The 20,208-nt window shown below is 33.1% G+C and carries 17 protein-coding genes, 1 tRNA gene and 2 pseudogenes; all 20 read left to right on the top strand.

Annotated elements, in window-relative coordinates; translation table 11 throughout:
• The first annotated feature begins 3 nt into the window (after positions 1 to 3).
• Positions 4 to 924 carry a phosphoglycerate dehydrogenase gene (locus tag ETP70_RS07995; protein ID WP_151900697.1) on the top strand — a complete coding sequence of 307 codons (921 nt, stop codon included), beginning with the start codon at positions 4 to 6 and terminating at the stop codon, positions 922 to 924.
• A 66-nt stretch (positions 925 to 990) separates the two neighbouring features.
• Positions 991 to 1,877, top strand: a pseudogene (locus ETP70_RS07990) (NAD-dependent epimerase/dehydratase family protein).
• Positions 1,878 to 2,540 carry a cyclase family protein gene (locus ETP70_RS07985; protein ID WP_151900696.1) on the top strand — a complete coding sequence of 221 codons (663 nt, stop codon included), beginning with the start codon at positions 1,878 to 1,880 and terminating at the stop codon, positions 2,538 to 2,540.
• Positions 2,533 to 3,150 carry an HAD family hydrolase gene (locus ETP70_RS07980; RefSeq protein WP_151900695.1) on the top strand — a complete coding sequence of 206 codons (618 nt, stop codon included), beginning with the start codon at positions 2,533 to 2,535 and terminating at the stop codon, positions 3,148 to 3,150. Before ETP70_RS07985 ends, ETP70_RS07980 begins: the two co-directional genes overlap by 8 nt.
• A complete protein-coding gene (locus ETP70_RS07975; protein WP_151900694.1) occupies positions 3,147 to 4,658 on the top strand; it encodes a hypothetical protein in 1,512 nt (503 codons plus the stop codon). The genes ETP70_RS07980 and ETP70_RS07975 overlap by 4 nt, the downstream gene beginning before the upstream one ends.
• The gene (gene rfbF / locus ETP70_RS07970) at positions 4,655 to 5,431 is read left to right on the top strand and encodes a glucose-1-phosphate cytidylyltransferase (RefSeq protein WP_151900693.1); all 777 of its coding nucleotides are present in this window, start codon (positions 4,655 to 4,657) and stop codon (positions 5,429 to 5,431) included. Before ETP70_RS07975 ends, rfbF begins: the two co-directional genes overlap by 4 nt.
• A 2-nt stretch (positions 5,432 to 5,433) precedes the next feature.
• Positions 5,434 to 6,534 carry a CDP-glucose 4,6-dehydratase gene (gene rfbG / locus ETP70_RS07965; protein ID WP_151900692.1) on the top strand — a complete coding sequence of 367 codons (1,101 nt, stop codon included), beginning with the start codon at positions 5,434 to 5,436 and terminating at the stop codon, positions 6,532 to 6,534.
• Complete coding sequence (locus ETP70_RS07960) at positions 6,522 to 6,929, top strand: WxcM-like domain-containing protein (RefSeq protein WP_151900691.1); 408 nt, start codon at positions 6,522 to 6,524, stop codon at positions 6,927 to 6,929. The genes rfbG and ETP70_RS07960 overlap by 13 nt, the downstream gene beginning before the upstream one ends.
• Positions 6,919 to 7,824 (top strand): NAD-dependent epimerase/dehydratase family protein, encoded by a 906-nt coding sequence (locus tag ETP70_RS07955; RefSeq protein WP_151900690.1) that lies wholly within the window; start codon positions 6,919 to 6,921, stop codon positions 7,822 to 7,824. Before ETP70_RS07960 ends, ETP70_RS07955 begins: the two co-directional genes overlap by 11 nt.
• A gap of 1 nt (position 7,825) precedes the next feature.
• Positions 7,826 to 8,626: a glycosyltransferase family 2 protein gene (locus tag ETP70_RS07950; RefSeq protein WP_151900689.1), complete on the top strand. Its 801-nt coding sequence runs from the start codon at positions 7,826 to 7,828 to the stop codon at positions 8,624 to 8,626.
• On the top strand, positions 8,619 to 9,437 hold the full coding sequence (locus ETP70_RS07945) for an SDR family oxidoreductase (protein ID WP_151900688.1): 819 nt from the start codon (positions 8,619 to 8,621) through the stop codon (positions 9,435 to 9,437). The genes ETP70_RS07950 and ETP70_RS07945 overlap by 8 nt, the downstream gene beginning before the upstream one ends.
• Positions 9,434 to 10,576 (top strand): glycosyltransferase family 4 protein, encoded by a 1,143-nt coding sequence (locus ETP70_RS07940; RefSeq protein WP_151900687.1) that lies wholly within the window; start codon positions 9,434 to 9,436, stop codon positions 10,574 to 10,576. Before ETP70_RS07945 ends, ETP70_RS07940 begins: the two co-directional genes overlap by 4 nt.
• Positions 10,577 to 11,467 (top strand): NAD-dependent epimerase/dehydratase family protein, encoded by an 891-nt coding sequence (locus tag ETP70_RS07935; RefSeq protein ID WP_151900686.1) that lies wholly within the window; start codon positions 10,577 to 10,579, stop codon positions 11,465 to 11,467. It abuts the gene before it with no gap.
• Positions 11,464 to 12,273, top strand: coding sequence for a DNA ligase (locus ETP70_RS07930; protein ID WP_151900685.1), 810 nt, complete (start codon positions 11,464 to 11,466; stop codon positions 12,271 to 12,273). Before ETP70_RS07935 ends, ETP70_RS07930 begins: the two co-directional genes overlap by 4 nt.
• A pseudogene (locus ETP70_RS07925) lies at positions 12,270 to 13,147 on the top strand (MraY family glycosyltransferase); the annotation flags it as partial. The gene ETP70_RS07930 and the pseudogene ETP70_RS07925, both read left to right, overlap by 4 nt.
• A 247-nt stretch (positions 13,148 to 13,394) precedes the next feature.
• Positions 13,395 to 15,125 carry a polysaccharide biosynthesis protein gene (locus ETP70_RS07920; protein WP_151900684.1) on the top strand — a complete coding sequence of 577 codons (1,731 nt, stop codon included), beginning with the start codon at positions 13,395 to 13,397 and terminating at the stop codon, positions 15,123 to 15,125.
• Between the two features lie 55 nt (positions 15,126 to 15,180).
• A tRNA-Asn gene (locus ETP70_RS07915) sits at positions 15,181 to 15,255 on the top strand.
• Positions 15,256 to 15,300: 45 nt separating this feature from the next.
• Positions 15,301 to 17,469, top strand: a complete 2,169-nt coding sequence (locus ETP70_RS07910) for an STT3 domain-containing protein (RefSeq protein WP_151900683.1) — start codon at positions 15,301 to 15,303, stop codon at positions 17,467 to 17,469.
• Between the two features lie 230 nt (positions 17,470 to 17,699).
• Positions 17,700 to 18,650 carry a UTP--glucose-1-phosphate uridylyltransferase gene (locus tag ETP70_RS07905; protein ID WP_151900682.1) on the top strand — a complete coding sequence of 317 codons (951 nt, stop codon included), beginning with the start codon at positions 17,700 to 17,702 and terminating at the stop codon, positions 18,648 to 18,650.
• Positions 18,647 to 20,155, top strand: coding sequence for a glucose-6-phosphate isomerase (locus ETP70_RS12555; RefSeq protein WP_230973244.1), 1,509 nt, complete (start codon positions 18,647 to 18,649; stop codon positions 20,153 to 20,155). Before ETP70_RS07905 ends, ETP70_RS12555 begins: the two co-directional genes overlap by 4 nt.
• Positions 20,156 to 20,208: the final 53 nt, after the last annotated feature.

Below are 20,208 nucleotides of genomic sequence, written 5' to 3'. Positions count from 1 at the left end.
ATTATGAATATAGTAGCAACAAGTCCCAGTTTTTCAAAAAATAAGATCTTACAAGAAGAAGTATACAAATATTTTCCAGAGGCTAAGCTAAATTTAGAGGGCAAAAGGTTTAATCAAGATGAGTTGATAGAATATATCAAAGATGCTGAGGCTTTGATAGTTGGACTGGAACCTGTGAATGAAGAAGTGCTCAAGCATTGTAAAAATTTAAAAATAATTTCAAAATATGGTGTTGGTCTTAATAATTTAGATAAAAAAGCATGTAAAAAAAGGGACATAGCTATTGGCTGGACAGGAGGAGTAAATCGTCTTTCAGTAGCAGAGATGGCACTCGGGTTTATGCTTATGTTTAGTCGTAATCTTTTTATGACAACAAATGAACTTAAAAGTGGTGTCTGGAATAAGTCCGGAGGATTTCAACTGAGCGGAAAAACAGTTGGTATAGTTGGCGTGGGTTACATAGGTAAAGAATTAGTGAGACTGTTGAAGCCTTTTGGGTGCAAAATACTTGTGAATGACATTATAAATCAAGATGAATACTATACTCAAAACGATTTGATAGAAGTGAGTAAAGAAGAACTTTACAGAGAGTCTGACTTTATAACAGTGCACACACCGCAAGATGAAAGCACATATAATTTCATAACTTTAAATGAAATGAAAATGATGAAAAAAACAGCATATTTGTTAAATACGGCCAGAGGTGGTCTGATAAATGAAAATGATTTAAAATATGCTTTAAAAAACGGCATAATCGCAGGTGCTGCGATAGATGCTTATGTTGAAGAACCACCTACAGATAAAGAATTTTTAGAACTTCCAAATCTTATATGCACACCGCACATTGGTGGAAACGCAAAAGAAGCTGTAGAAGCTATGGGTATGAGCGCTATAAAACATTTAAGAGAGTATTATAAATTATGATAAGAATTCAAAGTGGAGAGTGCCATATGTTAGTACTCCTAAAAATTCAGTGCAGTGAGGTATTAAATGCCAAATCGTAAGAAAGTTGTTATTTTCGGTGGAAGTGGTTTTTTAGGTTCGTATGTCGCTGATGAACTGTCTCGTAGAAACTATGATGTAGTTATTGCTGATATTCATAAGTCAAAGTATTTACAAGTAAATCAAGAGTTTCAAACTGTAGATATATTAGATATGAACAGTATAAAAATGTAATTAATGGCGCTGATATTGTATATAATTTTGTAGCGATAGCAAATCTTGATGATGCTATCCACGACCCAATCAATACTATGAATATAAATGTTATGGGGAATCTAAATATACTTGAAGTATGTAAAACAAGAAAAGTAGAAAGATTTGTGTATGCAAGCAGTGCTTATGCCCTTAGTAATGAGGGTTCTTTTTATGGCATTAGTAAGCAAACATCAGAGAAACTTACGGAAGAATATTATAAAAGGTATGGTCTGAAATATACAGTTATTCGTTACGGCTCTTTGTATGGAGAGCGAGCGAGTCATAACAATTATATTTATAATCTTTTATATGATGCCTTGAAAAATGGAGAACTTCACTACAAAGGTGATGGTCAAGATCTAAGAGAATACATTCACGCAGCAGATGCAGCAAAACTTTCAGTCGACATTTTAGAGGATGAAAGTTACGAAAATGAGCATATTATCTTAACAGGAACTGAAAGACTAAAACGTATAGAACTCCTTACAATGATAAATGAGATCATGCAAAACAAGCTAGAGCTGAAGCAAATTACAGATAATAACATGGGACACTATAAAATTACTCCTTATTCGTATCATCCAACTGTTGCCAAAAAGTTGGTGGCAAATCCGTATATTGATTTAGGTCAGGGTCTTTTGGAATGTATTCAAGTTATTCATGAAGAGCTGGAAGCGTAGATGTTGTTTTTGTCTTATATATTAGATGAACACACACCTGCTTACGGGAATAAAAATAAATTTGTACAAATAAAAAAAAGTGATATTTTAAAAGGGGATGTTGCTAATGATACAACAATATCTACTACTGTTCATATAGGTACACATATAGATATGCCCTACCACTTTTATGAAAAGGGACAGACTGTTAAGGATTTTAATGCTGATTTTTGGGTATTTAAAAAACCACTCATTGTAGAGATAGTTCAAGAAGAGTTAATTATAAATGAAAAATTGACAGCAAGATTAAAAAACATCACAGATATTGGTTATGATATTTTAATTGTAAAAACAGGTATTTGTAATAGTCGAAATAGTGAAAAATTTTGGAAAGAGAATTATGGTTTTCATGGAGATATTTATAATTTTTTAATAGAAAATTTTCCATCTATCAGAGTGTTTGGATTTGATTCTATCTCTGTATCTAGTTTTCAAAACAGAGAATTAGGAAGAGAATCCCATAAAAGGTTTTTAAATCCCCAAAAACCTATACTTTTACTTGAAGATATGGATTTAAGAAGTATTAGCGAAAATGTACAGTTTAAAGAGATTATAGTGTCACCGTTTAGAATATCTCAGTGTGATGGCTTACCATGTACTGTATTTGGAATATTACATGATTAAAACAATTTTATGGGATTTTGATGGTGTTATACTTGATAGTATGAAGATTAAGGGGGATGGTTTTGTAAAATTGTTCCATGGTTATGACAAAAAATATTTACAACAGATTGAGAAATATCATTATGAAAACGGTGGTGTTTCAAGATTTGATAAAATTAGATATTTTTATACTGATATTTTGCATCAAGATATTTCAGAAGATGAAATTGTAAAACTAGCAGATAAATTTGCTCGGATTATTAAAATGAAATTATCTAACAAAGAAAACTTAATTATGGAAACCATTGAATTTATAAAAGCGAATTACAAAGAATATAATTTTCATATCGTCTCAGGTGCAGAAAATCGTGAACTTAATGATTTGTGTAAACAGTTTGAAATCACATGCTATTTTTTATCAATCAATGGAAGTCCAACTAAAAAAGATATTTTAATAGCTAATATTATGGAGAAATATAATTACAAAACTGATGAAACAATATTAATCGGTGATGCCATCACAGATTATAATGCGGCTAAAAAGAATAAGATAAATTTTTATGGGTATAATAATTCAGAGTTAAAACAGTATGGAAATTATATTGATACATTTTTGGAGTTTAAACTTTGAATCCAAAGGAATTAGAGGAGAATTACCAAAATAAAAAAAGTAATTTTCATGCCTACATTGATAAGATAAAAAGAAATGCCAGATGGGATATCTATACAATAATTAATGCTACTTTAGTTAAAAATCCATATGCAAGTGTGTTTCCTAAAAACTTTTTTACAAATAATATTCAAAAAGACAATAATCTGTTTTTATTCACAAGAAAATTAGTGAAATATTATATAAAAAATATTTATCTTTATTTTTCATATGTTACTGCTTTTTTTATCTATAAAATTTATTATAAGAAACAAAGAAAAAACAGATTAGAAATTATTATTGATACTTTTGGACTTATAGATAAGACAAATGAAAATGGTCAATTTAGTGAAAATTATTTAACCGGTATCTATGAAATATTTGAAAAATATCATACTCAGTATGCTATTTTATTAAGACCTTATGGCGTTGGTCAAAATCCATTAAAGTTAAAACACTTTTTTAAAATAATAAATCAAGATAAAAAGGATTTTGTATTTGAGTATGAATTTTTGAAATTAAGTGATTTTGTGAAACTGTTTGGACTTATAGTAGTGTATCCATTTAAAACATTAAGACTGTTACAAAAAGAAGAGAATGATATTGATAAAATATTTAATAATGCTGTAGTTAATGATATTAAATATTTTAGTTTTGATAGTTTAACAAGATATATTTTAGGTAAAAATTTAGCTCAAATTGAGAGTATAAAAACAATATATTCCTGGAGTGAATTTCAAGTGATTGAGAGAAGTTTTAACTATGGGATTAGAAATCATAATGACAAAATAACATTAAACGCATTACAGTTTTATTTAAATTATGAAACTTATTTTAATGCTTATGTAGATGATTTAGATTATGATATGCTTGCATCACCTCATAAGGTGTCTGTTAATGGAAAATATTATGTATTAGATAGAGAAAAAGTGAAATATGATGTTGGAGTTTCATTAAGATATAAAGGAGTTTTTGAATTTCAGGGTATCAAAGAAGAAAAAAATGTACTTTTGCTCGGTTCTTATATAGAAAATGATACAAAATATATGATAGAAAGGATAGAACATTTAGATAATGTGATATTTAAAAACCATCCAGCAGTTAATATACATAAACTTGGTAATATCCCAAATACTATTGAAATTTCGAATAGCAATATTTATAAACTTTTTGAAAACACAAAACTAGTAATAGGTACTGCTTCTGGGACTTCTCTTGAGGCAGTAACCTGTGGATTATCTGTAATAATAATAGCCAGTCAAGATAATCTTACCGCTAATCCATTAGTGACCCATGGAAAAGGGAAGATTTGGGATATTGCGTTTACTAAAGATGATATTGAGAAATTGTATAATAAGTTATTGGTATATAGAAAAAATTATAAAGATGAAATAAAGCAAATTTCTTTGTGGTACAAGGAAAACTTTTTTAGAGAGCCAACAGAAGAAAGAATTAAAAATATATTTGGAATTGAGGAAAATAATTTATGAAAGTATTACTGTTAGCAGGCGGTTTTGGAACAAGACTTAGTGAAGAGACAGACATAAGGCCAAAACCTATGGTTGAAATAGGGGGTAAGCCTATTTTATGGCATATTATGAAAATATATTCAGAGTATGGTTTTAATGATTTTGTTATTCTCTTAGGATATAAAGGCTATTATATTAAAGAGTATTTTGCAAACTATTTTTTACATCAAAGTGATATAACTATAGATATGTCAAATGGTAAAATGGAAGTGTTAAATAATTCAAGTGAACCATGGAAGGTAACATTGCTTGATACAGGGCTGAACTCTATGACAGGAGGACGAATTAAACAGGCACAAAAAGTTATTGGTAATGAAGCGTTTATGCTCACTTATGGAGATGGGGTAAGTGATGTAAATATAAAAGAATTGGTAGCATTTCATAAAAAACACGGTAAAGCAATGACTATGACCTCTGCTCAACCAGATGGACGTTTTGGTGCACTTAATATCTCTGAATCACATCAGGTAACAGATTTTTTAGAGAAGCCAAAGGGTGACGGTGGTTGGATAAATGCAGGGTTTTTTGTTTGCGAACCGAAAGTTTTTGACTACATTACAGGTGGAGATGCAACTGTTTTTGAGCAAGAACCACTGCAAAAACTTGCTAAAGATGGAGAAATATTTACTTTCAAACATGAAGGCTTTTGGAAGCCGATGGATAGCTTAAAAGATAAAAATGATCTTAATAAACTTTGGGATGAAGGTGTTGCCCCTTGGAAGGTATGGGAATAGCAATGTTCAAAAATGTATACAAAGATAAAAAAGTACTTGTTACCGGGCATACAGGATTTAAAGGCACATGGCTTACTCTGTGGCTTTTAAAACTTGGGGCAAAAGTTATAGGCATCTCAAAAGATATTCCGACAAATCCTTCAATGTTTGAAGAGTTACAGCTACAAAAAAAGATAAAGCATTATCAAGAGGATATAAGAAATTTATCTAAAATGAATGAAATTATAGCCGCAGAAGCGCCGGAGTTTCTTTTTCATCTGGCAGCACAGCCGATAGTTTCAACATCTTATGAAAATCCAATTGACACAATATCCTCAAATGTAATGGGAACGGCAAATATTTTAGAAGCTCTTAAAAACTCAAATCATAAATGCAGCGTTATAATTATCACAAGTGATAAAGCGTATGCCAATGTAGAACAGGTATGGGGCTACAAAGAGGATGATAAAATGGGTGGTAAAGATATTTACAGTGGTAGCAAGGGTGCTGCTGAGCTTATTATAAAATCATATTATCACTCATTTTTTAAAAAAGACAATTGTAATGTTAAGTTAGCCATTGGTAGAGCCGGAAATGTTATAGGTGGCGGAGATTGGGCAAAAGACAGGATTGTAGTTGACTGCATGCACGCTTGGAGTAAAAATCAAAGTGTGGAGATACGAAGCCCAGAAGCTACGAGACCTTGGCAGCATGTGCTTGAACCTTTAAGTGGATATTTAAATCTAGGGCAGGTTTTGTATGAAAACAACTCTTTGCATGGGGAAGCGTTTAACTTTGGACCAAGGGCAGAACAAAATCACACAGTTAAACAATTGCTTGCAGATTTAAGTCAGTATTGGCATTTTACAAATGCCAAGGATGCTTTTACTATTACAGGGAACATACCTTTTCATGAGGCAGGATTGCTAAAACTCAATTGTGACAAAGCTCTCTTTTATCTGAAATGGCAGGCAAATTTAGAGTATAAAGATACTATTAGATTTACCAGTGAGTGGTATTATGACTTTTATAACAATAATAACAATATTTTAGAAAAAACTTTGGAACAGATAAATGAATATGAAAGTATGGCAAAAACGCGAGGTTTGCAATGGACGGAGTAATTTTAACACCGCTAAAACAGATTTATAATCCAAAAGGTGATATTTTTCATGCCATGAAAAAAAGTGATGAGGGGTTTGATGGATTTGGAGAAGCTTATTTTTCAACTATATACCTAAATGATATCAAGGGATGGAAGAAACATACTCAAATGACTTTAAATCTTGTAGTGGTTGTTGGAGAAATAGAATTTGTTGTGTATGATGAAATAAATAAAGAGTTTTTCAGTGTAAAACTTTCTCAAAAAAATTACCAAAGACTTACTGTAAAACCAAATTTGTGGATGGCTTTTAAAGGTTTAAGCGAAAGCAGTATGTTATTAAATATCGCTTCAATTGAGCATAATCCAGACGAAGCAATAAATTTAGATATTAATGAGATAAACTATGAATGGTAAAAAAAGAGTTCTTGTAACTGGCGGAACCGGCTATGTTGGTTCAGATCTTGTGAATAAACTTTTAATCAATCATAATATAGAAATTGCACTGGTTGTTCGAGATTCAAAAAGTGCCATAAAAATGTTTGGGAATGCGGTTATATATATCGAATGTAATAACCTAACTGAGTTTAATGACAGTGTTTTACAATTTTCACCTGAAATTGTAGTTCATCTGGCTGCATATTCAACAAGTTCAGATGAACCAAAAGATATAGTTAAGCTAATAGAATCAAATATTGTATTTACCTCTAATCTGTTAATTGCATTATCAGGTTGCAAGTTGCAATTGTTTATAAATACAGGTTCTTTTTCCGAATATCATATCAACAATATAATAAGCCCAACATATTTTTATTCTGCTACAAAAACTTCTGCAAAATATATAATTGAGTACTATGCCAAAAAGAACTCTTTTAAATTTTTAAATATGATTTTGTTTACAGTTTATGGAAAGAAAAATGCCAATAAAAAGATTATTGATTATGCTATAGATTCTCTAGACTCGGATGAGGCTGTTAATATGAGTGATGGTAAGCAGATATTGGATTTTGTACATATAGATGATGTTGTAAACCTTTATTATAACCTTATTCTTGATTTTAATAATATTAAAGCTTCTAAAATTGACTATGACGTGGGAACAGGAAAATGTATATCAATAAGAGATTTGGTAAAGACTTTAGAAAGTATTACAAATAAAAAAGCAAATATTGCATGGGGTGCGAATAAAAGTCGTAAAATTGATACAATCAGAGCATGTGCAGATATAGAAATGTCGCAAAAAGAGTTGAATTATAAAGTGAATATTTCTTTGGAAAGTGGTTTGAAAAAATATATTAAGGATAAAATTTAATATGAAAAATCCTTTGATTAGTGTCATTATTCCAATATATAATGCAGAAAATTATCTAGATGAAACAATACAATCAGTGTTGAAGCAAACTTATGAGGTTTTTGAACTACTGCTTATAAATCATAATTCAACAGATAAAAGTGTTTCTATTATTGAGGAATATCAGCAGCAAGATAAAAGAATCAAGGTCGTAAATTTGGATATGAACAAAGGAGGACCAGCTTATCCTAGAAATGAGGGTTTAAAAATTGCAAAAGGTGAATATATAGCTTTCTTGGATTCTGATGATGTATGGTTGCCGGAAAAGTTAGAAAAACAATTAGCATTTTTACAAAACAATCATGCTGACGTAGTCCATACATTGGCATATGAAATTGATGAAAAATCTGAATTACAAGGAAATTTTGATAATCAAAAACTGGTTAATTTTTTAAAAACTGTTATAAGTATGAAAAATATTATTTATTATATCAATTATATAAATGTAAATTCTGTATTGTTAAAAAAAAGTGCTTTAGTTAATTTTGAAGAAGAGAAAAATTTGATTGCGGTAGAAGATTGGCAACTTTGGATAAAATTAATTAGAAATGAAAAAAAAATTGTTTTACTCAAAGAAAAGCTGTTGAATTATAGAGTTCATAATGCTTCAATTTCAAACAGAGAGACAGATATAGGTTACAGAAAAGCATTGTATTTGCTTTCATTGATTTTTTTAAAAAAAGAGATACCGATGAGACATTATGTATTTAGTTCTTTGTTACAAATTTGTAAGATTGTTTTTAAGAGATACAGTTATGCCTAAAAATTTAATTATTGGGAAAAATAGTAATCTTTCTACAAGAATGAATAGGTATATAGATAATTCCATATTACTGTCTTCAAGAGAAATATTGGAAAATATAAATATTTTACAAGAGTATAAAAATCAAAAAATTAATATTATTTTTAATAACTTTCAACCTGCAACACAGCTAAATAATTTCGATAGCAGTAGTAGTTACATCACTAATGCCATTTTAATTACTTCTTTAGTGCTTGATTACTTTAAAAATGCAGACATCAACAAAATAATATACACAAGTAGCAGTTCCGTATATGGAAATAATATTTTATGTAATGAATCAGATGAATTAAAACCTATAAACTTGCATGCCTCTTTAAAAGTTGCAAATGAGAAATTGATTGAAAAATATTGTAATGAGTATAAGATAGACTATACGATTACCAGGATTTTTAATATGTATGGCGGAAATGATAAATTTTCTGTTATCAGTAAAATTATAAATGCTCATAAAAACAATCAAGAAATAAAAATAGTAAACAATGGAAATGCCATTAGAGATTTTATACATATTGATGATGTGGTTTTTATATATAGTAAACTGTTAAAGATACAAAATATTAAAATACTTAATGTAGGTACTGGTTTTGGCAGTTCAATAAAAGGGATCTTGGAATTTTTGTCAAATAATCAGATCGAAATTAAAACAAGCAATATATTTAGAGATGAGTTAAAAGTTTCAACCTCTGATGCAAGATTACTGGTTGAAGTAATTCAAAAAAATGATTTTATCAATGTGAAAGAATATTTACAACAAGAATTTAATTTATGAAAAAAATTGTAATAATGGTTACTGTTCCTGTTGTTTTAGAAACTTGGCTAAAAGGACAGGCAAAATTTTTATCTAATTATTATGAAGTTGAAATAGTTACATCATATTCAGATAAAATCCAAAGTATTAAAGAGTATGAAAATGTATCTGTAAAAATAGTGGATTTTAATAGAAAAATTAATATTTTTAAAGATTTAAAAGTTTTGATACAGCTTACAGTGTATCTGTTAAAAAAGAAGCCTTTGATTGTTTATACACTTACTCCAAAAGCCGGATTACTTGGAATGATTTCATCATGGATAACTAGAGTTCCGCATAGACTGCACAGTGTTGTGGGCCTTCCTCATTTGGAAGCGACAGGAATAAGAAAAAAAATATTGACAATAACAGAAAAGACTACATATTTTTTTTCCTCTAAAATATATTGTAATAGCAAAATTTTGACTGCAACAGTTAAAAACATGACAGCGAAAGAGGTTGCTATAATTGGAAATGGTTCAGTTAACGGTGTTGATACCGAGTTTTTTAAAGATAAGTTTTCGGAGAGTCAAAAAAATAAAATCAAGGATAATTTAAAGCTTAAGAAAGATGACTTTATAATAACTTTTGTAGGAAGAATTGTAAAAGATAAAGGCATTGATGAGTTGTTGAGTGTATTTGATTTGTTAAGTGATAAATATCCTAAGATTAAATTATTATTGATAGGCGATTATAAAAATGAATCAGACCCGATTTCTAAACAAAGCCATCAAATAATAAAAGAAAATAATTCTGTAAAATATATAGAATTTCAGGATGATATAAGAAAATATCTTTGCATTACTAACCTATTTGTTCTTCCTTCATACAGGGAGGGACTGCCAAATGTTCTCATAGAAGCAGGTAGTTTTAATATACCACTGCTTGCAACTGATATAAATGGGTGTAATGAAGTAATAGAACACAATATAAATGGAATGCTGGTAAAGAAAAAAGATGAAGTAGCTTTGTTCCATGCAATGGAAAAATTTATTATAGATGAAAAATTTTACAATTTTGTTAGATGCAATGTAAGAGATAGTATTGTCAAAAAGTATGATCAAAAATATTTTTGGAATGAACTGTTAGGTGAGTTAAAGAAACTAGACATGGATATATAGATGAAAACTATTTTATTAACAGGGGTAAGAGGTTTTATCGGGAGTTATTTCCAGTTAAAATATTCTCAACACTATAATATAAGAACTTTTTCTTTTTTACAGGAGAATTTTGATGCTCTACATGTAAAGGGTGTTGATGTTGTTGTACATTTGTCTGCTTTGGTACATCAGATGGGTGGAGCGAGTAAAGAGGCGTATGAAAAGATAAATGTTACGCAAACTTTGGATCTGGCCAAAAAAGCAAAAGCATCTGGCGTGAAGCATTTTGTGTTTATGAGCAGTGTGAAAGTATATGGGGAAGAGAGTGATGTTTGTTATACAGAAAGTACACCATGTTACCCTCAGGATGAATACGGTAAAAGTAAATTAAAAGCCGAGCAGGAACTTCAAAAAATCGAAGATGATAATTTTATTGTTTCTATTATAAGAACGCCTATTGTTTATGGGTATGGGGTGAAAGCTAACATAAAAAATCTTATTAATTTGGTTCGCAAAGTGCCTGTGTTGCCTTTTGGAGGAATTGAGAACAGACGCAGTATGATCTACATTGGGAATTTATGTTTTTTTATGGATGCTGTCATTGAGCGGCAAAAAGATGGCATATTTTTAGTGAGCGATGATAAACCGTTTAGTACCATAAAACTTATAGAGCTTATAGCTGAAAATTTAGGAAAAAAAGTTTATCTTGTTCGGGTGCCGTTTTTTGAGAGTTTGTTGAAGGTTTTAAAGCCATCGTTTCATAAGAGGCTTTATGGGAGTTTGGAAGTTGACAATAAGGATGCAATGAAAAAACTTTTTGGCAAGGCTGAAGCATCGCTTCCGTTTGGTGCGGAAGAAGGGATTGATTTTATGATAAACGGTGAGAAAAGTTTAAAGGACTTAATGATATGAAACTGTACCTAATATTACTCCTGCCATTTGTACTGTTTGCGCAAAAACCACAACTTTTACTTTTGCAAGTCTATAAAGATCAAAATATTACAAATTGGGTAATGAGTGAAAAGCTTGATGGGATCCGTGCTTACTGGGATGGGAAACAACTTATAAGTCGTGGAGGAAAGCATATTTATGCTCCAAAGTTTTTTATAAAAGATTTTCCTCCTTTTGAATTAGATGGGGAGTTGTGGAGCAAAAGGGATGATTTTGAAAATATATCTTCTATAGTGCGAGATAAAGTACCATCTGAAAAATGGAAAGAAATTACATATAACATTTTTGAAGTACCTCATGCAAAAGAAGGTCTTTTGAAGCGTTTAGAAAAAGTAAAACCATATGAAAGTGATATCTTACATGTAATAGTTCAAAGAGAGGTGAATTCAAAAGATGAACTTTTTAGATTTTTATCCGTAGTAGAATCAAAAGGCGGTGAGGGTGTTGTGGTGCGAGACCCAAATGTGGCATATATAGACAAAAGAACATCAAAAGCCTTAAAAGTAAAATCATTTAAAGATGCCGAATGCAGGGTTGTCTCTCTCAACCATGGCAAAGGAAAATTTGCAAATATGATGGGATCGTTAACCTGTCGTTTAGATAACAATGCAACCTTTAAAATAGGCAGTGGATTTACAAATAAAGAGAGAATGGATCCTCCTAAAGTCGGTGATATTGTAACATTTAAGTACCAAGAATTTACAAAATACAAAAAGCCAAGATTTCCTGTGTTTTTGAGAGTCAGATATAAAGGAAGCGATCTGTGATCTATATATTTTTATTTTTATTGTCATTTATGCTCACTTATTTTATCAAAAATTATGCCATTGAAAAATCCTTGGTTGCCGAGGTAAATGAACGGAGTTCTCACACGGTGCCTACGCCTCATGGTGGGGGATTGCTATAGCTGTTACTTGGTTTGTGGGGTTGAGTTATCTTTTTTTCAGGGGAGAGATTGTTTCATCTTTGTATTATGCTTTAATGGCGGGGGTTGTGCTTGCTGTTGTAAGTTACTTGGATGACTTGTATGAACTTTCTCCTAAAGTAAGGCTTGTCACACAGAGCAGTGTCGCTGTTGGTGGGTTAATGGCTCTGGGTGGTTTAGGTAGCTTGGACTTTTGGCTTTTTAGCATTGAAAATCAACTGGTTGCTAATATCATTGCTTTTGTGGCGATTATCTGGTTTATCAATCTTTACAATTTTTTAGACGGAATTGACGGCTATGCCGGAAGTGAAGCTGTTTTTCTTGGAATTGCCGGTTTTTTACTTTTTGGCGGGGTGCATTTTTTAGTTTTGATTGTGTCTGTGTTAGGATTTTTGGTCTGGAACTGGCATAGAGCGAAGATATTTATGGGAGATGTCGGGAGTACTTTGCTTGGGTATACTGTAGCGATTTTTGCTATATATTATGCAAATCAAGATGCTGTAAATTTATGGATATGGATTATCTTATTTGGCGTGTTTTGGTTTGATGCGACGTATACTTTAGTCAAGCGGTACCTCAATGGAGAAAGGCTTTTGGTGGCACATAAAAAGCATCTATACCAAAGGCTGACGCAGGCCGGATTTTCCCATGACAGAGTTGTGTTTATGGCTATGGGGGCGAATATGGTTTTATTTGTCTTGGCGTATTTTATCAGTCGGCACTGAAGTACCGATTCCGAGAAATTGTTGCATTTGGAATCCGTACTTCAGTGCGGGCGAGAATGCCAGGAAAGTACCGATTTCTGTGAATGTGTACAGTTTTTTGGAACCCACTCTTTATGGTGCGCTGCACATATGGAGTGAAAACTGTGAGTTTACAAATGTGTTATAATGATGTTTATAATAAGAGAGGAAAGTATAGTATGAGCGTATTAAAACTTAAAGATCCAGAGAATCATAAATAGTGCGAATAGATAAAAAAATATTAAACTTTTTAGTAATTATAGTACTCTCTTTTATTACGTTTTGGTGGACATTTTTTATCTATCATATGCCGTTTGAGTTTGAGGTTGTGGCAAGCGTCATCGTCATTCGTATGCTTGCATCACGCTTTATACTGCGAGACTACTCTCTCTCTTGGTCGAAAGCTTCGCAAAAAACTTTTCTTATAAAAAGTGTTGTCTATATTGCTGCTTTTTTTGTTTATTTGCCTGTATTTTATGGAAAAGTACGTTTTTCTTTTTTGGCATCAGAACTTTTTTTATATCTTTTTAGCATTAATTTTTTGATGTATGCATACTATTATTTTACCAACAAATCAAAAGTAAAGAAGACAAAATCAGTGGTAATTTATGGTGCAGGGAAGGCTGGAATAAAACTGGCATCCGAGTTTCATGATTCTAAGTATAAAATAGAATATTTTGTGGATGATGACAAGGCTTTGCAAAACCGTTCTGTAGATTCTGTAAATATACTTTCTGAGCAACAGCTCAAAACAGTTATGAAAGATAAAAAGTATGATTTGCTTGTTATTGCCATGCCGTCTGTTCCAAAAGAGCGTATCAGAACGATATATGACAATCTCTCAAATTACTTTGAAGTTATTCAGATTCTTCCTTCTATTGATGAAATTTTAACGGGAAAAAATCTTTCGACACAGTTAAAAGATCTCTCTGTAGAAGATTTGCTTGCACGCCATCCAAAAGATTTGGACAAAAAAAAGATAAAAGCATTCATAAAAGACAAAACTGTTTTGGTTACGGGTGCCGGTGGGAGTATCGGGAGTGAAATATGTCGTCAATGTGAAAAATACGGAGCGAAAAAACTTATACTTTTAGACCACAGCGAATACAATTTGTATGCTATTTTGGAAGAGATTAAGAATGTTGATGCTGTTCCTGTTATGCAAAGTGTAGTAAATTCGAAACTTTTAGATGAAACATTTCAAAAGTATAAACCTCAGATAGTTATACATGCCGCAGCATACAAACATGTACCGCTTGTTGAATCAAACATATATGAAGGCATCGTTAATAATGTCATAGGCACTAAAAATGTTATAGATACGTCTATAAAGCATGGCGTGCAAAAGTTTGTGATGATATCTACCGATAAGGCAGTGCGTCCTACAAATGTTATGGGAACGACTAAGCGTATTTGCGAACTGTATGCCCAAAATTCAAATGGACAGGGAACAGACATAGTCGCTGTGAGGTTTGGTAATGTTTTAGGCTCTAGCGGAAGTGTTATTCCAAAATTTAAAAAACAGATAGAAGCAGGCGGACCTGTTACCGTAACACATCCTGATATCACACGATATTTTATGTTGATACCCGAAGCCTGTGAACTGGTTTTGCAGGCAGGTGCTATAGGAAGCGGCGGTGAGATTTTCATACTTGATATGGGTGAACCGATAAGGATAGTTGATTTGGCAAAAAAAATGATTGACCTGAGCGGAAGTCAAAACATTGACATTACATATACAGGTTTACGACCGGGTGAAAAACTCTATGAAGAGCTTTTGATAGACGAGAGTGACACAAAAACAGAATATGAATCCATAACCGTGGCAAAACCTACACCGTATGATTTGAAAAGATTGAATGAAGATATAGAAGCACTGCTTACATGTAATGATACGCTGAAAAAACTCAAAGAGATAGTGCCGGAGTTTAATCATCAAACAAATTCCTAAATTATCAAAATTTTAGGTTATTTTAAAATTGTTTGGATAGAATTCTGCCATACATTCCGGATTAGCTCAGCGGTAGAGTAGGTGACTGTTAATCACTTGGTCACTGGTTCGAATCCAGTATCCGGAGCCACTTCTTTTTATGTTATAATTCCTCAACTTTTTAGAGGACTAAAACTTGACAGATACTTCCCACGAAACAAAATTAACACTTCTTTATATTTTTATAGCTTTTGCTTTTTCTATTGGTATGCGCCTTGTTTGGGTATATCATTTTAACGGATATGCACCGTTTTATTTTAACGGGCAGTTTATGATTAATACCAATGATGGTTATGTTTGGGCGGAAGGTGCTCGTGATTTACTTTCCGGAACCGGAACAAATCCGGATGCAAAAGAGTATTTTGATAAATTTCATCAGTTGCATGACCTCTCACCTGTTTCAAGTGCTGCTTCCCAACTTACAGCATTCTTTGCAAAAATCCTGCCTTTTTCCTTTGAGAGTGTTATTTTTTATTTACCGGTATTTTTGAGTTCTCTTGTCGTTATTCCCATCATTTTGATAGCCAAAGCGCTGAAAAATCTTGAGATGGGGTTTATTGCCGCAATATTTGCATCTGTTGCATGGAGTTATTATAACCGTACAATGGCAGGGTATTATGATACCGATATGCTCAACATTGTGCTTCCTATGTTTTTGCTCTGGTCTGTTATTTGGGCGATTAAAACCAATAAAGACATATATCTGCTCTTTACTGCTTTGGATATTCTGGTTTACAGATGGTGGTACCCTCAATCTTACTCTTTGGAGTTTTCATTTTTCGGATTGATTCTTTTTTATACTTTGGTGTTTGATCGAAAAAATGTATTTAATTATAAACTGCTTGCCATTATGATGTTTGCTATGATGAATACAGACGGATTGGTTCGTCTGGGTTTTGTTTTAGCCGCTTTTTATACATTTAAGCAGGAAAAATATGATAAGTATATTTACTATATCTTAGGGACTTCAATTATTGCATTTTTTGCAACCGGTGGATTTGATCCGATTTGGTCGCAGTTAAAAGGCTATATTTTTAGAGAGAGTGTCAGTGCGGGAACCAAAGGACTGGGACTTCATTTTTTCACGGTAATACAAACGGTACGAGAAGCAGGGCATATTCCTTTTGAGACTTTTGCTAATCGTATCAGTGGAAATACTGTTACTTTTGTGATTGCCTTGTTTGGCTATATCTATTTACTGTACAAACACCGTATTATGCTCTTTTCACTGCCTCTTGTCGGGCTTGGATTTTTAGCCTATGTCGGTGGACTTCGTTTTACAATCTATGCCGTACCGATTTTAGCTTTCGGCATTGCCTTTTTAATTACGCAGATTGCTTCAAAAATGCCTACGCAGAAGTTGAAAGTTTTAAGCATGAGTGCTTTTACTCTGCTGGCACTGTATCCAAACTATAAACATATAGAGGCGTATAAAGTACCTACTGTTTTTAATGCGAATGAAGTGAAAGTTTTAACTACCCTGGGAAAAAGAGCAAGTCGTGAAGATTATGTTGTAGCATGGTGGGACTATGGCTATCCAATTCGATACTATGCAGATGTCAAAACTTTGGCCGATGGCGGAAAACACAGTGGAAGCGTGAATTTTCCTGTGAGTTTTATGCTGACACACACACAGGAAGAGGCTGCAAAAATGGCACGGCTTGATGTAGAGTATACGGAAAAAACATACGATTTTGGAGATAAAAACAAGAAAGAGATAGAAGACAAAAATATTACAGTTTTTTCAAATATCGAACAGATGACAAAAGATTACGGATACAAAGATACAAACGAATTTTTAAAGAGTTTGCAGTCTGATATTAAACTGCCGAAAAAAACAAGAGATATCTACGTTTATCTGCCTTTCAGAATGATAAACATTTATCCGACTGTCACACTTTTCTCAAATTTGAATTTAATGAACGGAGACAAAGGCAGGCAGCCATTTTTCTTTGTAAGCAGGAATTTTAAAGATATTGGCAACAAAATTCAATTGGCACAAAATGTATTTTTAGACAAAAGAATTCTGCAGCTTACTCTTGGAAATAAAACATTGCCGATAAGACGTTTTGTGCAAACTTACTATGACAAAAATATGAAACTACACAAACAGGTACAGGTTATCAACCTTTCCTCAAATTTAAATATTATTTTTATGAAAAACTATAATACTTTTTTAATAGTGGATGAACAGACATATAATTCGCTCTATATACAACTGATGGTGCTGGAAAATTATGATAAAAAACTTTTTGAACCTGTGATATTAACACCACAGGCTAAAGTATATAAATTGAAAATATAAGAATTAAAGAACAGTCGGCACTAAAGTACCGATTCCGGGAAGTATTCAGTATTTAGGAACCCATCCTTTAGGGTGGGCTGAGAGTGACAGTAAGCAACAACAGTCGGCATTAAAGTACTGATTCCTGGAGATGTGCAGCTTTTTCGGAACCCGTACTTCAGTACGGGCTGAATTTAAGTAAATATAATCAAAGGTTTACTATAATCATTTCATTAAAACAAAGGATTCTCTTGCAAACAACAATCAGAAAATGTCTTTTTCCGGCGGCAGGCTACGGAACAAGATTTTTGCCGGCTACAAAAGCGATACCAAAAGAGATGCTCCCCGTCCTTACGAAACCGCTTCTTCAATACGGGGTGGAAGAAGCAATAGAAGCGGGGCTTACTACTATGGCAATCGTTACGGGGCGTGGGAAACGTGCAATTGAAGATCACTTTGATGTTTCTTATGAACTCGAGCATCAGATTAAAGGTACTGCAAAAGAGAGTTATTTGCAAGAGATAAGAAAAGTAATAACAACCTGCACCTTTTCCTATACGCGACAAGTTGAGATGAAAGGGCTTGGACATGCCATACTGACAGGTGAAACTCTTATCGGAAAAGAACCTTTTGCCGTCATACTAGCAGATGATTTGTGTGATAATGAGAGTGCGGGTGTTTTGGCACAGATGGTAAAACTTTACGAAAAATACAAGTGCTCTATCGTTGCTGTCGAAGAAGTACCTTATGATGATACTAACAAATACGGTGTAGTAGCAATAGAAGAGCAGCCCGCACTGAAGTACGGGTTCCGGGAAGATGAATCAGATGCAGGTGAGACAAGGAATCCAGACATTAGTCTAGGCGACAAGGATATTGAAGGTGAGATACGGAACCCAGACTTTAGTCTGGGCGATAACGCTTTTAAAATTACAGATATGGTAGAAAAACCATCCCCGCAGGACGCTCCGTCCAATCTGGCCATTATAGGCAGGTACATCCTTACTCCGGATATATTCGATATTTTGCGTGAAACAAAACCGGGTAAAGGCGGAGAAATTCAAATAACCGATGCACTGCTGCAACAGGCGAAACAAGGCAGAGTAATTGCCTATAAATTTCAAGGAAAACGCTTTGACTGTGGCAGTGTAGACGGTTTTGTTGCAGCTACAAATTATTTTTACAACAAGAGTTGTTCATGAACTATAGTCATAATTTCAATCCGACTATCTCAGATGAAGATGTTTTTGCTGAAATTGTAAAAGAAAAGAACTCTATCGGCTATTATACACTGCCGCTTCAAGATACATCTGTTTATAAAGAGTATGCCAAAACAGTGAAACAAACTAATATAGCCGTTATCGGTATCGGCGGAAGTACCCTTGGTACCTATGCTGTTTATAAATTTTTAAAACACTCAAAAGATTTAAGGAAAAAACTTTTTTTTCTTGAAACTACAGACCCTATTGATATAAAGTCCAAGATTGAAAATATTGATTTGGAAGATACGCTTTTTATAGTGATTTCAAAATCCGGGACAACTTTGGAAACAATTGCATTGTTTAAGTATATAAACTCTTTGGTTACATGTAACAGAGAAAACAGCGTGATTGTCAGTGAGAACGATTCCAAATTAAGTGATTATGCCCGTATACACAGCATGAAGATTTTTGAGATTCCGAAAAATGTGGGAGGACGCTTTTCTGTGTTTTGTGCAGTCGGTTTACTACCTTTGGCGATAGTGGGTATAGACATAGATGCATTGTTGTCCGGTGCGAGAAAAGTACATGATGAGTTTTTTGGGACTCATAAAGAGCAGCCCGCACTGAAGTACGGGTTCCAGGGTACCTCTGCAACCGCTACTTCAGTGCCTCTCCACAACGATGACACAGGCAATATCTCCGGAACTGCTACTTCAGTTCCCCTCCACAACGATGACACAGGCAATATCTCCGGAACTGCTACTTCAGTTCCCCTCCACAACGATAACGCAGGTAATATCTCCGGAACCGCTACTTCAGTGCCTCTCCACAAAGATGACACAGGTAATATCTCCGGAACCGGTACTTCAGTGCCGGCTGACAATGGCATAAATATTAAACAACGCCTTTTAAAAAAAGCCCGATTTTTAGTCGAATACAAATACAATTACAACATAAATGTAGTCTTTTCCTACTCCTCACGCCTTGAAGGTTTCAACAAGTGGTATATTCAGCTTTGGGGAGAAAGTCTTGGTAAAATTGATATAAACAATACACGTCAGGGATTGACACCTATCGGTATTATCGGTCCGATTGATCAGCACTCGTTTTTACAGCTTATCATCGAAGGCAGACGAGATAAAACGGTAACTGTCATCAAGGTGGAAAATTTTGACAATGATTTGAAAATTCCGGATGTAAAACTGGAAGGGCTTGAAGAGTTACGATATCTTAATAATATTCCTTTTTCCGAATTGATAAACAAACAGGCGGATGCAACGATAGAATCAATAAACAGCCAAAAAGACATCCCGTGTGATGTGATAACAATAGACGGTGTTTGTGAAAGTGCCATTGCCGCTTTGATGTATGAATATGAACTGTTGACTTCCCTGTGTGCAAAACTGATGTATATTGATGCCTACAATCAACCCGGTGTTGAAAACGGCAAAATTATTTTGAAAAAAAAATTAAAACAAGACAGAAACGATGACAGCTTGCAATAAAAACAAGAGGCTGATTTTTTATACACTCAGTTTTTATATGCTACAATCAGGAA

The organism is Sulfurimonas hydrogeniphila (assembly GCF_009068765.1).
GTDB lineage: Bacteria > Campylobacterota > Campylobacteria > Campylobacterales > Sulfurimonadaceae > Sulfurimonas > Sulfurimonas hydrogeniphila.
Note: the sequence above shows the minus strand (reverse complement) of the source record. Positions and strands in the feature narration are given on the sequence as shown.

Bases quoted from the DNA above. Each gene is read 5' to 3' on its own strand.
- ETP70_RS07995 (WP_151900697.1), top strand. From the start codon at position 4: ATGAATATAGTAGCAACAAGTCCCAGTTTTTCAAAAAATAAGATCTTA.
- ETP70_RS07985 (WP_151900696.1), top strand. From the start codon at position 1,878: ATGTTGTTTTTGTCTTATATATTAGATGAACACACACCTGCTTACGGG.
- ETP70_RS07980 (WP_151900695.1), top strand. From the start codon at position 2,533: ATGATTAAAACAATTTTATGGGATTTTGATGGTGTTATACTTGATAGT.
- rfbF (WP_151900693.1), top strand. From the start codon at position 4,655: ATGAAAGTATTACTGTTAGCAGGCGGTTTTGGAACAAGACTTAGTGAA.
- rfbG (WP_151900692.1), top strand. From the start codon at position 5,434: ATGTTCAAAAATGTATACAAAGATAAAAAAGTACTTGTTACCGGGCAT.
- ETP70_RS07960 (WP_151900691.1), top strand. From the start codon at position 6,522: ATGGACGGAGTAATTTTAACACCGCTAAAACAGATTTATAATCCAAAA.
- ETP70_RS07955 (WP_151900690.1), top strand. From the start codon at position 6,919: ATGAATGGTAAAAAAAGAGTTCTTGTAACTGGCGGAACCGGCTATGTT.
- ETP70_RS07950 (WP_151900689.1), top strand. From the start codon at position 7,826: ATGAAAAATCCTTTGATTAGTGTCATTATTCCAATATATAATGCAGAA.
- ETP70_RS07945 (WP_151900688.1), top strand. From the start codon at position 8,619: ATGCCTAAAAATTTAATTATTGGGAAAAATAGTAATCTTTCTACAAGA.
- ETP70_RS07940 (WP_151900687.1), top strand. From the start codon at position 9,434: ATGAAAAAAATTGTAATAATGGTTACTGTTCCTGTTGTTTTAGAAACT.
- ETP70_RS07935 (WP_151900686.1), top strand. From the start codon at position 10,577: ATGAAAACTATTTTATTAACAGGGGTAAGAGGTTTTATCGGGAGTTAT.
- ETP70_RS07930 (WP_151900685.1), top strand. From the start codon at position 11,464: ATGAAACTGTACCTAATATTACTCCTGCCATTTGTACTGTTTGCGCAA.
- ETP70_RS12555 (WP_230973244.1), top strand. From the start codon at position 18,647: ATGAACTATAGTCATAATTTCAATCCGACTATCTCAGATGAAGATGTT.